The organism is Hyphomicrobium sp. (assembly GCF_036780825.1).
Lineage (GTDB): Bacteria > Pseudomonadota > Alphaproteobacteria > Rhizobiales > Hyphomicrobiaceae > Hyphomicrobium_C.
On sequence record NZ_DAIQCD010000003.1, the window covers coordinates 100,054 to 112,534 of the forward strand.

Sequence of the window (12,481 nt, forward strand, 5' to 3'; positions counted from 1 at the left end):
GCACGGGGCGAGGCTCGATGGACGCACTTGAATGGCCTTTCCTCTCGACCGAACCGCAATAGAGGCAGCCTTTATCGAGGCCTGCCACGCCGAGCTCGCAGCGCTGAAGCCCGGCAATGTGCACGTGCACGGCGCCGGTCACGGCATGGAAACGGCGCATTTCGAGGCGGCGGCCGCGGCGGCGGCACCGTTCATTGGGGAGCCTGCACAGGGCGTCGGAACGCGCATCCTCGGCGCTGTCGAAGCGAGCTTTGCCGCTACAGGGCTCAACACCAATCTCGGCATCGTGCTGCTCGCGGCACCGCTCGCGGCCGCGGCTGACACACCGACCGGCGGCGGCGACCTCCGCCAGCGCCTCGTCCGCGTGCTCGACACCCTCGATCGTGCGGACGCCGATGCGGCCTTCAAGGCCATCGTCATCGCCAATCCGGCCGGTCTCGGACGCGTTGCGGCGAGCGACGTCGCAGAGCCCGCCGCAATCACGCTCAAGGAGGCCATGGCGCTGGCATCGGAGCGCGATCGCATCGCGCGCGCCTATGTCACCGGCTTTGAGGATATTTTCGCGAAAGGACTGCCCACACTCGAGATAGCCCGGCGCGCGGCCGACAGCGAAACCTTGGCGGTCACGGCGCTGCATATGAGCTTTCTCGCTACATTCGAGGATAGCCACATCGCCCGCAAGCACGGAGCCGAGGCGGCCGCCGCAGTACAACGCGAGGCACGCGCCCTCGAGCACCTGTGGCGGCCCGCGCCGCGCCCCGGCTCCTGGCAATCTCTGCTCGATCTGGATGCAAGCCTGAAAGCCCGCGGCCTCAATCCCGGCACCACGGCGGATCTCGTCGTCGGCACGCTCTTTGCCGATGGGCTCGTCCGCCGGAGCGTGTAAAAACAATCCGGAGCCAGATGGTTGCATCAGCTCCATACCGGTCGGTCGATCAATTAGGCCGCAATCTTCAAGGAACGGCCGCGTACATTTGCCCGAAACATGCACAGCGCCCGGGGTTTCGTCTCTAACCCCTTGTCGAAGCCGCAATCCTAAGGCTATTAAGGGGCGGCGCTCGCTGCGCCGCTATCTGGCCAACCGGTGCGGTGAATGTCATCACCGCTCGCTGCAACTGGGATAGCTATTCGGACTGCAGCCGGCCCTTTAAACCCGGGCAGACGCTCCAAGCGAACGAGACATCGGACGCTCGGGGCGTGTTGGTTTTTGTTTAATGAAGGAAGGGAACCCTGTAATGGCCAAGATTAATCGCGTGATGGTCGGCGAGTCGCTCGTCGGCGACGGCAACGAAGTCGCGCACATCGACCTCGTGATCGGACCGCGCGGCAGCGCCGCCGAGACGGCTTTCGTCAACGCGCTTGCAAACAACAAGGACGGCTTCACCACGCTTCTCGCGGTGATCGCTCCGAACCTGCCGTGCAAGCCGAACACGATCATGTTCAACAAGGTCACCATCAAGGACGCCCGTCAGGCCGTTCAGATGTTCGGCCCGGCCCAGTACGGCGTTGCAAAGGCCGTTCAGGACTCGGTCGCCGAGGGCGTGATCCCGGCAGACGAGGCTGATGACGTTTTCGTCCTCGTCGGCGTGTTCATCCACTGGGAAGCGGCCGACGACGCCAAGATCCAGGACTACAACTACCGCGCCACCAAGGAGGCCATCGCCCGCGCCGTCGCCGGCAAGCCGACGGCCGCCGAGGCCACCGCGCAGCGCAACTCGGTCACGCATCCGTTCGGTGCGAAGGCTTGAAGCGGAAACCGTCCACAGCAGGATAATGATGCCCCTCCATTGCAGGGGGGTCTGCTGCAGCGATTGGGAAGACTACTCTCCGGCCGTTGGAACGGCTGATACACTCGAGTGGAGCTTCACGATCCACTCGCACGTGGACTGAAACTTTGGAGCCTGGCTGCGCTTGCAGTCAGGCTCTTTTTCATGCCCGGCGATCACCGCGAGCCAACGCTTCGAGATCATCCCTCGTGATGCCCCCCGCATGAAGCGCCGTGGCGACCAGCGCACCGGCGACACCGACGTCGCGCAGCTCACGAAGATCACCCATACTGCGCACGCCGCCTGCGGCATACACTTGGCGGCCTTCCGCCCGCGCGAGGATTGACGCGAGACGCGTCATATCCGGCCCTTCCCCGCTGCCAACACGCGCCAGCGTCATAACGATGAGGCGCTCGGGCCAGAGGGTCGCATCGTCGAGCAATCTGGGCGGGCCCATGAAATCATCGCCGCGAAAATCGAGCGAGAGCGGAGCGGTGGGACCAGCGGCCATTCGGGCGCGATGGTAATCCTCCAAGGAGCTTAGCGACTCGGATCCGATGATGTGGTTGACGACGCCAGATCGCGAGCGGTGGGCTTTCCCCCCTTGTGACAAAGCGAGAGGACCGATGTCGTTTCCATCGTGCGCAACGGGCCCCCTCCCCCTCGTGGGGAGGGTTGGGGTGGGGGGGCTCCCGTCCCCACCAGCGCCGATGCCGCCGTCGTCGATCCAGATCTCCGAACCCGGCCAGGCCTCGGCAAGCCGCTGCTGCATGGCGAAGCCTGCTCCCCTCCCCTCGATACCATCGAGATCCGCGACGTAAAGCGTCGCGAACGGATAGAGCGCCCGCAGTCCCTCGGCGACAGAAAGCGGATCGGCGCTGGCCGCCAACGGCGTCTCGAGCGGCCGATAGCGGGCGCGGTCGCCGCGGCTCGCCGCCACCGCCACGCCGCCCCGCACATCGATGACTGGTATGACCTGCATGGGCTTTCTTCTCCTTGCCGGTGATGTAACACAGGGGCGCGAAGAAGAAGGAAGGAACGGCTATGGGCATCGTTGCGGGCCTCGATGTGGGAGGGGCGCACCTCAAGGTGGCGCTTGTCGAGGACGGACGCGCTGTCTGCGTGCGCCAGGTGGCCTGCCCGCTGTGGCAAGGCCTCGACAGGCTCGACAGTGCGCTCGCCGAGGCCGCGGCGCTGCTCAGCCAGGCTGAACACTGCGCCATCACCATGACGGGCGAGTTGTCTGATCTCTTCCCCAACCGCGAGACCGGCGCTCTGACGCTCATCGGCCGGCTTTCGGAAGAGCTCGGCGGAAAAGCGCGCTTCTGGATGGGCCTCAAGGGCTTCGGGTCTGCGGAGGATGCACGCCGCCATCATGCCGACGTCGGCTCGACCAATTTCCTGGCCACGGCCGCCTTGGCCGGGCGGCGGCTCGGTGCCGCACTGCTCATCGATTTCGGCTCGACGACGGCCGACATCATCGCCGCGCGGGGCGGTGTCGTGCAGGTGCACGGCCTCACGGATGCCGAGCGTCAGACGACAGGCGAGCTGGTCTACACCGGCTTCACGCGCACGGCGGTGATGGGAGTTGCCAGCGAGGCGCCGTTCCAAGGGCAATGGGTCGGCCTTGCGCGTGAATACCTCGCGACAATGGCCGACGTGCGCCGCATCCTCGGCGTCGACCTCGTAGAAATCGACCTGCATGCGACAGCGGACGGCAAGGGGAAAACGATCGGCGAAAGTACGGTGCGGCTGGCGCGCATGCTGGGCCGCGACGCGCAGGACGGAACCGAAGCCGACTGGCGCGCCGCAGCCGCTCATGTTCGCGAGATGCAGCTCAGATCCATTCACGACGGGGCGGCCCGCGTCCTCACGTCTGCCGCTCTCCCGAACGAGGCTCCGATCGTTGCAGCAGGCATTGGCGCGAGCGACGTTGAGGAAATCGCGCGCCGCCTCGGCCGTCCGGCGATCCACTTTGCCACGCTCGTCCAAGCCGCACCCGGCTACGAGCATTGGGCCACGGCTTGCGCGCCCGCAGTCTCGGTCGCCTTGCTTCTCGACGCTTCGTGAGCGACGCAGGCCGAACGCAATTCATCGAATGAATGTGGATGCCTCGAGGAACCGCGATGCAAGCCGCATAGACTCATCCCAGTATGCGCTCTCAGAGCCTGATCGCTCGAACTCGAAAGCTCGACTTTGGGGGAGGCTATGAAGAAGACGCTCGCGATCCTGACGGCCATCCTCATGCCGGGAGGCTTCGTCGTGCTCGCCGTCGCAGTCAGCGCGTTCCTGTTTGCCCGTCATCGCGCCCGCTTGGCCGCGACCGTGGCCGCCAGCGCCTGAGACGCCTGCACGCTGAATTTTATCGCTTCTGCGCCGCGTCGGCATCGCCCCGTCGGAACGCCGTGATGCGCTCCATCAGCCAGTCCCAGGCCTCACGCTCGCGTGGCCCAGCCGTCTTCGAGATGGCGATCTCGAGATATTGGAGCTCGGCATCGATCTTTTCTGGAGGCAGCATCGAGAGCCGCGTCGCCAGCACGGCTAGCTCCAGCACCGCCGCCTCGGCCCGATTGTAGCCGCTCCACACAGCATGGCTCGCAGCATGCACGATGCGGCAATGGAAACGCGGGCGCTGCGCATCATCGCTCATCCGCACAACCGAAAGCTCCCAGTGCGAGACGGCATCTTGCAGGCGTACCCCCGGCACGACGTCAGCGGGAACAGTCGGCCAATCGCGCCGTCCGGTGATGCAGCCGGCAAAGACGCGCACGTCTCCCGTATGGCTGGCCACCGCGTGGGGATTTGCCAGCAGATTGTCGAGCGTGCGCGACGGCCTGAAGGGCGCAATGATCCAGAGGTCGCCGTCCTCGATGAGACCGAGCGGCGCAAGATGCGGCGTCCCGGCGGCATCGATGGTCGTCACAATCGTCTCGACGATGCGCGGCATCCCGGCCTCCTTGCAGTCCGCTGTTACGATTTGGCCGCGGGCTGACGGCGCGTGGCCCGCGCCACCGGTCGCGCCGGGCGGCGGCGCTGCGCCGGCGCGTTACGGGACCGCCGTTCCGCCACGTCCAGCATATCGCACAGCACGCCATCATCATCCGGACCGAGCACGCGCCAGGCGAGATCGGCCCGCTCGACGATCTCCGGGAACACCGGATCGACGATGCCCTGGCGCGCCAGTATCCTTGCGGATGCCGTGCGCCGCGACGTGCGCGACTTCACGAGCACGAGCTCCACGTCACCGAGACGCTCGGCAAGGCGCGCGGCCAGCCCGTCCGACGTGATGGACCAGTCGCGCGGGATCCGCCGGTCTCCTGCGCAAAGGCTCGCCGGCAGCCACACGGGGATGCGGCGGCGATGCCAGGCACGCGCGATGCCAAACAGCGTCTCCGCTCCCATGAGCCGCGGCTCGAGAGCGATCATCGCATCCGCCATCTGGTGCATGGCCAGCAACGCCATATCGTGCGCCGCCTCGTCCGAGAAGCCGAGAGCGAGCTGCGTCTCGCGCACGGCGTCGGCGAAAGCGCCGCCCCCCGGCACGACGACGACCGAGCGGCGCGCCCGGCTCACCAGCGCCAGGAGCGCGCGGAGACGCCCGCTTTCCGCGAGACTGCCCCCAAGCTTGAGGACGACCGGGGTCACGCGCGTGATCGGTAGATCTCGACGCCCCGCACCGGCCCGCGCTCGAGCTTTTCGATGCGGATGCGCAAAGCGTCGATGCGGGCATCCGCAAGGCAGCGCTCGGCGATTGCCTCGGCGAAGGTCTCGATCAGGTTGATATGGCCGCCGGCCGTGATGGCTTCCACCACGTCGATGATCTCCGTGTAGGAGGGCACCGTCTCCATGTCGTCTCGGGCGGCGCGGACCTCGGAGGCGAGATAGGCGTCGACGTTGATGCGGACTTTCTGGGTCACACCCTTTTCCTCGGCGTAGACGCCGATGTTGCAGTCGATCACCCAGTCGCTGATGAAGATGCAGTCGCGCCTCGGCGCACCGGCTCCTTTGGCGGTCGTGGGCGCTTCGCCCGGACGTGGTGTGGTCACGGTCGTCATGGTGTGGGTTCCAACGCGCGATTGGCGAGCGGGTTCTCTGTCCCGTCCGCTTGGAATTGAGAAGACGGAATGAGCATCCCGGATGCCCGTGGAATGGCCGCTCGCACGGCCGCGATGGCGCCAGCGTCTAGCACACCCCGGCGATCGGAGGCACGGCAGAGCGCGCCGCGGAACCCGAGCACGTCCGGCGCGAGCGCGAGCAGCTCCGGAATCTGGTTGAGCCGAAGCGAGCCCGCGAGCCCCGCGAACAGGCCCGCTGCGTGCGCCTCCGCAAGAAAAGCCGCAAGCGCCGCCGCGCCCTGATGATCGAGCAGCGTGCGGCCATCCTTGGCGGCCGTATCGAGCATCACGCCGGTGAAGCCCGCCTCCCCCAGCGCCGGGACGAGCGCTCGATCAAGCGGCCCGTCGGCCATTAGAACGGCGACCAGCGCCGTCCGCGGCGCGAGATGCAGCCCGAGCTGGCGGACGGTCGCTCGCGCATCACCTCCGGGGAACAATCCGACTTTGACGATATCGCAACCCGTCGCCGCCATGGCGCGGGCCGCCTCGAGAACCGGCCCCGGTTCGGCGGGGAGATCGCCAATGGTGGCGCTGACCGGAACATGAGCCGGAACGGCATCCCGGATGCGTGCGACGGTTGCGCAGGGCAGTGCACCCAGTGCGCCCGCAGCGGGATCCTTGCAATCGATGACATCTGCGCCCTCGGCCGCCGCAAGACGCGCTTCCGCCTCGCTCGTCACGCTGGCCAACAGGCGGACGGCCCGGGCCCGATGCGCCCCCATCGTCTTCTCGCTCATCATTTCGGGGAATTACGCCTCGTGGAAGATGCGTCTTTCTTCAGCCAGCACGGCGGCCGGATCGGTCCGCTCAGACGGCGAAAGGCGCACGGCCTCATCCTGGCTGATAGTCGCATTTGCGCCCGACATGCGCAAGATACGGGTGCCGAGCATAACGGCTTCCGTGCGGTCGTGGGTGATGAAGATCACGGTCGTCGGGCGGCGAGTCCAAAGCCCGATCAGAAGCTCGCGGAGCGCCTGGGCCGTGGGGTCATCGAGCGAGACGAAGGGCTCGTCCATGAGCAACACATCGGGCTCCGTGATGAAGCCCCGGGCGAGCGCGGCGCGCCGCTGCATGCCGAGAGACAACCGCTCGGGATACTGTGATCCGAACCCCGCGAGGCCCACCTGGCTCAGCATCTCCTCGATGCGCGCGTGGCGGGGATCGCGGTCCGGGAGCGCGAGCGCGATGTTCTCGTAAACGGTCCGCCAAGGAAGGAGCCGTGGCGACTGGAAGATATAGCCGACCTTCGTATCCCGCCCGCCGAGCACGATCTCGCCCTCATAGTCGCTATCGAGGCCGGCGATGATGTTGAGGAGCGTTGACTTGCCGCAGCCCGATGGCCCCGTGATCACGACGAACGAGCGTGGCGCGATATCGATGGCGATGTCCTTGAGCACGGGGTGCTCCGGACGGCCTCCGGCGGCGGGGAAGACCTTGCGCGCCACCCGGATCCTGAGGCTTCCGTCCGCCATCGCGGCGGCCTCCCGGCCTAACGCCGCCATCTGTTCACCCGTGCCGCGATAGGCTGCAGGATGCCGAACTCGATGAGCTGGACGACGGCGATGAAAGCCAGGGCGTAAGCGAGGATCATGGACACATCGAACAAGTGGAAATAGGTGCTGAGCTGGAAGCCGACGCCGTCCGAGCGGCCGAGGAGCTCGACGACGAGGACGATCTTCCACACGAGCGAGAGGCCCGTGCGGGCGGAGGCTAGAAAATAAGGTGCGAGCTGCGGCAGCGTGACGTGGCGCAGCGTCTTCCACCAGCCGAAGCGATACATATGCGCCATCTCAGCGAGATCGCGGGAGAGCGCACGGGCGCCTTCGCGGACTGTGACGGCCACGTTCGGCAGCTTGTTCACGGCCACCGCAATGATCGCGGCCACCTCGGTGCGTCCGAACCAGACGTAGCAGAGGATGATGATGACGAGCGCCGGCAGGTTGAGAAACAGCACGAGCCAAGTGTCGAAAAACTGGTCGATGCGTCCGTTGCGGCCCATGACGATGCCGATAGCCGAGCCGATGGACATGGCAAACACGAAGGCGATGACCACGCGGAAGAGCGTCATGCCGATGTGATAGGTGAGCTCGCCGCTTGCGAACTCGCGCGCCATGGCGGCGAAGACGACGGTCGGCGTCGGCAGATGGCGGTGGTGAATGACGAGCGCCAGCACCTCCCAGAAAAGCAGGAACGCCACGAGCGAGCCCACGCCCCACGCCACGCGGACGGGCCAGGGCTGATCGGATGCGGCGCTGACCGTCGGGTTAAATCGCTGCATCGTGAAACAGCTTCGCGTCAAAGTCTGTGCCGTGGCCCATGAGCTCCGCATCGCCCGAAGCGACGAGGATGGCCATCAGTTTTTTCGCGGAGTCGAGTTCCGCCGGGCCCCACGGCTCCGGTATGCCAGCCCGATAGGCGGCGATGATGGAGCGGAACTCGCCTTCGGACGCCGGCCTGACGAGCGGGCGCAGACGCTCCCAGGCGCCGTCATCCGCGGCGAGGACGGCATTGGCCTCATGCACGACCTTGAGGAGCGTCGCGACGTCGTGTCCCCGCGCCGCCTGGAAGCTCTCCTCCCAGACGAAACCGACGAGCGACGGCACGGGGTCGATATCCAGGCTCTTCATAATGTCGCTGACGGTGAGGATCTCCCGAAAGCCGTTGCCGGTGAGACGCGCAGCATAGGTCCAAAAATTGAGAACCGCGTCGATGCGCCCCGAGCGGAGTTCCTCGGCGAGCAGCGGAGCGGCGCCGAACGTGGGCCGCGCAAAGGTCGCAACGTCGCGGCCGAGCTTCCGTCTCGAATAGGCGCGCAGCAGAAGCCAGCTCTTGTCGATCGCAGACCCCGCGACGCCGAGCACCTTACCGTCGAGATCTCCGATCTCGCTGATCTGGCTCCCGGCCGGCACCACGAGCGAGCCCAGTGCCGAGGAATAGGGAGCGAACTTGAGCTTCTCGCCGAGGGTGCGCTGGCGCATGGCCCAGGTCCAGTCGGACACGATGACGTCTGCGCCGCCGCCGAGAAGCGCAATGGGACCCGCCTGGTTCGACGCAACCTCCACGACCTCGAATGCGAGGCCGGCCTTCTTGTCGAGCTCGAGCGCGCGGATCGTCTCGATGACCCATGACAGCGAGCCGTACTTGACCGAGGCGAGGCGCAACGGTGCAGCCGCCGCCCGCGCGGAAAAAGGCGCCATAGCCGCGAGCAGAGCGCATCCCGTCCCAGCCATGAGCCTGCGGCGGTCGATCATTCGGTCTTGTCCTCCTTCAGCAGCCGGTTTCTTACCAGCCACCGCACGCCATGCATCCAGGATTCATCCGTATTGCCCTGAATGAGCACGCTGGCGTTCTTCACGAGCTTGCCCTGCGCCACGTCGATGATCGCGACGGAGAGGCTGAGGTGCGTTTCCGAAATCTTGTCGACGAGACCGGTCAGCACCAGCTCGGCCTTGGTTTTCTGCGCAATGTCGATCTCGCAGCCGTTGCATTCGAAGATGGGCTGCGCGGCCTTGATCTCCTCGGCAACCGGAGAGAGATCTACGATCTCATAACGGCCGTCGGCGGAAAGCAGTTTCTGAAACTCGGCCTGCACCATGGCGAGCCGGCTCTGCTCCTCGGGCGAGGGTCCCGAGACGCCCCGGAAAAAATCCTCTTCCGACCGCGGGATCGACATGTCGATCGGGAAGATTGCCAGCCTGGGCGCCGCCTCGGCCACGGCCGGCGCTGCCACCGCCGCTGCCAGCACCATCACCAGCCAAGCCGCCACCTGACGTCTGGTCATAGGCCCTGTCCATCCCCCTAAGTACTACGTTTTGCTCACACTCTAACGTGCGTTGGGTGAGCGCCGATTTGCAAGCCCAATGTCTGGAAGCTTGTCCTCACGGCCTGTAACAAAACCGAGAGGCCCGCTTCCCATCAACTTGACAATTGGTAATTCGATGCGATCTTCCGGGGGAAGATGTTACATTGTACCCGGTCGTTCGGCATCGCCGGCGCATCAGCGGGAGGACACCATCATGACCTTCTCCACTGGGCCGGCATTGCGGCCCGCCCAGTCCGGTTATCGTCGCCCATGCGGCAGCTTCCTCGGGAAGCTTAGGGAAAAATCCCTGTTGGCTACGCTGGCTGTGGTGCTGGCCATACCCGTTTCCGCTGTTGCCGGCGAAGGCGCGCCCGCGCCGGCCGCCCCGGCCGAGGCCGCCGCGCCCAGCACGGAAGCCGCCGCCGAAGCCACGCTGAAGATCAACATCCTGATGGCCCGCGAGATCCGCGAGGATCGTCTGCCGCCGCTTTCCCTTCTCGATATTCCGCCACCGGACGACGGCGTGGCCGGCGCCAAGCTCGCGATCGCCGATAACAACACCACGGGACGCTTCCTCAAGCAGGAGTTTCTCCTCGACACCCTCGAGTCCCCGCAGGCCGACGAACTCGTGGCGGAAATCTCGAAGCGCGTCGATGCGGGCACGCCCTATGTCATCCTTGATGCGAGCCCCGGAACGCTGCTCAAGGTTGCCGATGCCCTCAAGGACAAGGATGCGCTCGTCTTCAATGTCTCCGCGCCCGACGAGGCCCTGCGAGAGGAAGATTGCCGCGTCAACGTCAAGCATACCGCCCCCTCGCGGACGATGCTGACCGATGCGCTTGGCCAGTACATGGCCTGGAAGCAATGGCGCAACTGGGTCCTCATCATCGGGCAGACGCCGGAGGATAAGCTCTACGCCGACGCCATGCGCCGAACGGCCAAGCGCTTCGGCCAGAAGATCGTCGCCGAGCGCGTCTTCGACTATGATCCTGGAAGCCGGCGGGCCGACGGCGGTTACGAGCAGGTTCAGCAGCAGATCCCCGGCTTCATGCAGGGCCTTCCGGAGCACGACGTGGTCGTGGTTGCGGACGAGGGCTCACTGTTCGGCGACTATTTCCCCTATCGCACCTGGACCGCGCGGCCGGTGATCGGAACCGCGGGCCTCTTCGCGACCCCATGGCATCCGGCCGTGGAGCTGTGGGGCGGAACCCAGTTCCAGAACCGCTTCAAGCGGCTTGCCAACCGCAATATGCGCCCGCTCGACTACAATGCATGGACGGCGGTGCGCTCCGTCGGCGAGGCCGCAACGCGCACGAACTCGGCCGACGCCAAGACCTTGATCGCCTACATGCGCTCCCCTGAGTTTGAGCTGGCGGCGTTCAAGGGCCAGAAGGTGACCTACCGGCCCTGGAACGGGCAGCTTCGCCAGCCGATTTTCGTTGCGACTGATAAGATCAACGTGACGGTTTCGCCCCAGCAGGGCTTCCTGCATCAGGTCACGGAGCTCGACACGCTCGGCGTCGACCGGCCCGAATCCAAATGCACCGCCTTCAAGAACTGATGCGAGCGAACGACCAAGGAGCTTCCAAGTGACAAGACATCGGCATGCCCTCGCGTGCACACTGGCCCTCTCTCTTCTGGCATTCACGGCCCCGGATGCGCTGGCCTACAAGGTGTTCGTCTCGAACGAGAAGGAAAATACCATCTCGGTGATCGACAGCGACACGCTGGAGGTCGTCCACACCATCAAGACCGGGAACCGGCCGCGCGGCATCATTCTGGCCAACGAGGGCAAATGGGTGATCGTATGCGCGAGCGACGATCACAAGATGCAGGTGTTCGACACGCAGACCTACGAGTATGTGAAGGATCTGCCGTCAGGGCCCGATCCGGAGCTGCCGATCCTTCACACCTCCGGCAATCCTCTCTACGTTTCGAACGAGGACGACAACCTCGTCACCATCGTCGACATCTTCAAGGGCACGATCATCACTGACGTCCCGGTCGGCGTCGAGCCGGAAGGCATGGGGATGAGCCCGGACGGAAAAATCCTGGTCAACACCTCCGAAACGACCAACATGGCGCACTTCATCGATGCGCACACCTACAAGAACATCGACAACGTGCTGGTCGACAACCGGCCGCGCGTGGCCGAATTCACGCCCGATGGCAAGCAGGTCTGGGTTTCGGCCGAGATCGGCGGCACGGTCACCGTCATCGACGTCGGGACGCGCAAGGTGCTCGGCAAGGTGACATTCGAGATCCAGGGCATTACCAAGGATGCCATCCAGCCTGTAGGCGTGCGCATCACGAGCGATGGCAAGAAGGCGTTCGTCGCGCTCGGCCCCGCCAACCGCGTCGCCGTGGTCGACGTGGCGACGCGCGAGGTCGAGAAGTATCTGCTCGTCGGCCAGCGCGTGTGGAACCTCGGCTTCACTCCCGACCAGAAGCTTCTCTTCACCACCAATGGCACCTCGAACGACGTGTCCGTGATCGATGTGGCGACGCTTCGGGTGACGAAGTCGGTCCGAGTAGGCCGCTATCCGTGGGGCGTGGTCGTAGCGCCGTTCAAATAGATAGCGGCTGCGCAGAAGCTGCGCTTTGCGGCGCGGCTTTGCAGCTTCGGGAGCTGACGGAATAATACGGGGCAGTATTCCAGCTCCGCGGGGAAGGTTGCTCGGCCAAGATCATGTCGACTGGCAAGCACGAGTGCGCGATGGTCGCAACGGAGTTTCAAGACGTCTTCCCGCGAGCCGGACATCGGTTCGCTGGAAGACGATAGAGGTACAGCAGGAAAC

At 65.4% G+C, this 12,481-nt stretch carries 15 protein-coding genes; 6 read left to right on the forward strand and 9 right to left on the reverse strand.

What is annotated here, in order from left to right; genetic code table 11:
- The first annotated feature begins 31 nt into the window (after positions 1-31).
- Entirely contained in the window at positions 32-886 is an 855-nt protein-coding gene (locus V7P99_RS02730; protein WP_333793287.1) for a triphosphoribosyl-dephospho-CoA synthase, read from the forward strand.
- A 349-nt stretch (positions 887-1,235) separates the two neighbouring features.
- Positions 1,236-1,748, forward strand: coding sequence for a formaldehyde-activating enzyme (gene fae, locus V7P99_RS02735; protein ID WP_333793288.1), 513 nt, complete (start codon positions 1,236-1,238; stop codon positions 1,746-1,748).
- A 181-nt stretch (positions 1,749-1,929) separates the two neighbouring features.
- Here the strand turns inward: fae and V7P99_RS02740 are convergent, their stop codons facing one another.
- Positions 1,930-2,748 carry a HisA/HisF-related TIM barrel protein gene (locus V7P99_RS02740; protein WP_333793289.1) on the reverse strand — a complete coding sequence of 273 codons (819 nt, stop codon included), beginning with the start codon at positions 2,746-2,748 and terminating at the stop codon, positions 1,930-1,932.
- 62 nt (positions 2,749-2,810) lie between these two features.
- Here V7P99_RS02740 and V7P99_RS02745 point away from each other — a divergent pair, with 62 nt between their 5' ends.
- Positions 2,811-3,836, forward strand: coding sequence for a hydantoinase/oxoprolinase family protein (locus tag V7P99_RS02745; RefSeq protein WP_333793290.1), 1,026 nt, complete (start codon positions 2,811-2,813; stop codon positions 3,834-3,836).
- 138 nt (positions 3,837-3,974) lie between these two features.
- Positions 3,975-4,109, forward strand: coding sequence for a hypothetical protein (locus tag V7P99_RS02750; protein WP_333793291.1), 135 nt, complete (start codon positions 3,975-3,977; stop codon positions 4,107-4,109).
- A 19-nt stretch (positions 4,110-4,128) separates the two neighbouring features.
- Here the strand turns inward: V7P99_RS02750 and V7P99_RS02755 are convergent, their stop codons facing one another.
- The 8 genes from V7P99_RS02755 to V7P99_RS02790 are packed head-to-tail and all read right to left on the reverse strand — an operon-like array spanning position 4,129 to position 9,662.
- Complete coding sequence (locus V7P99_RS02755; RefSeq protein ID WP_333793292.1) at positions 4,129-4,713, reverse strand: DUF447 domain-containing protein; 585 nt, start codon at positions 4,711-4,713, stop codon at positions 4,129-4,131.
- 23 nt (positions 4,714-4,736) lie between these two features.
- Positions 4,737-5,411 (reverse strand): amino acid kinase family protein, encoded by a 675-nt coding sequence (locus V7P99_RS02760; protein ID WP_333793293.1) that lies wholly within the window; start codon positions 5,409-5,411, stop codon positions 4,737-4,739.
- The gene (locus V7P99_RS02765) at positions 5,408-5,821 is read right to left on the reverse strand and encodes a dihydroneopterin aldolase (protein WP_333793294.1); all 414 of its coding nucleotides are present in this window, start codon (positions 5,819-5,821) and stop codon (positions 5,408-5,410) included. Before V7P99_RS02765 ends, V7P99_RS02760 begins: the two co-directional genes overlap by 4 nt.
- Positions 5,818-6,621, reverse strand: a complete 804-nt coding sequence (locus tag V7P99_RS02770; RefSeq protein ID WP_333793295.1) for a (5-formylfuran-3-yl)methyl phosphate synthase — start codon at positions 6,619-6,621, stop codon at positions 5,818-5,820. The genes V7P99_RS02765 and V7P99_RS02770 overlap by 4 nt, the downstream gene beginning before the upstream one ends.
- A 9-nt stretch (positions 6,622-6,630) precedes the next feature.
- A complete protein-coding gene (locus V7P99_RS02775) occupies positions 6,631-7,353 on the reverse strand; it encodes an ABC transporter ATP-binding protein (RefSeq protein WP_333793296.1) in 723 nt (240 codons plus the stop codon).
- A 17-nt stretch (positions 7,354-7,370) separates the two neighbouring features.
- Entirely contained in the window at positions 7,371-8,159 is a 789-nt protein-coding gene (locus tag V7P99_RS02780) for an ABC transporter permease (RefSeq protein WP_333793297.1), read from the reverse strand.
- Positions 8,146-9,132, reverse strand: coding sequence for an ABC transporter substrate-binding protein (locus V7P99_RS02785; protein WP_333793298.1), 987 nt, complete (start codon positions 9,130-9,132; stop codon positions 8,146-8,148). Before V7P99_RS02785 ends, V7P99_RS02780 begins: the two co-directional genes overlap by 14 nt.
- Positions 9,129-9,662, reverse strand: a complete 534-nt coding sequence (locus V7P99_RS02790) for a DUF3280 domain-containing protein (protein ID WP_333793299.1) — start codon at positions 9,660-9,662, stop codon at positions 9,129-9,131. The genes V7P99_RS02785 and V7P99_RS02790 overlap by 4 nt, the downstream gene beginning before the upstream one ends.
- A 331-nt stretch (positions 9,663-9,993) precedes the next feature.
- On the opposite strand from V7P99_RS02790, the gene V7P99_RS02795 reads away from it, so the two are divergent.
- Together V7P99_RS02795 and V7P99_RS02800 are read left to right on the forward strand one after the other, a co-directional pair.
- On the forward strand, positions 9,994-11,244 hold the full coding sequence (locus V7P99_RS02795; protein WP_333793300.1) for an ABC transporter substrate-binding protein: 1,251 nt from the start codon (positions 9,994-9,996) through the stop codon (positions 11,242-11,244).
- 28 nt (positions 11,245-11,272) lie between these two features.
- Positions 11,273-12,259 carry a YVTN family beta-propeller repeat protein gene (locus tag V7P99_RS02800; protein WP_442909855.1) on the forward strand — a complete coding sequence of 329 codons (987 nt, stop codon included), beginning with the start codon at positions 11,273-11,275 and terminating at the stop codon, positions 12,257-12,259.
- The last annotated feature ends 222 nt before the right edge of the window (positions 12,260-12,481 follow it).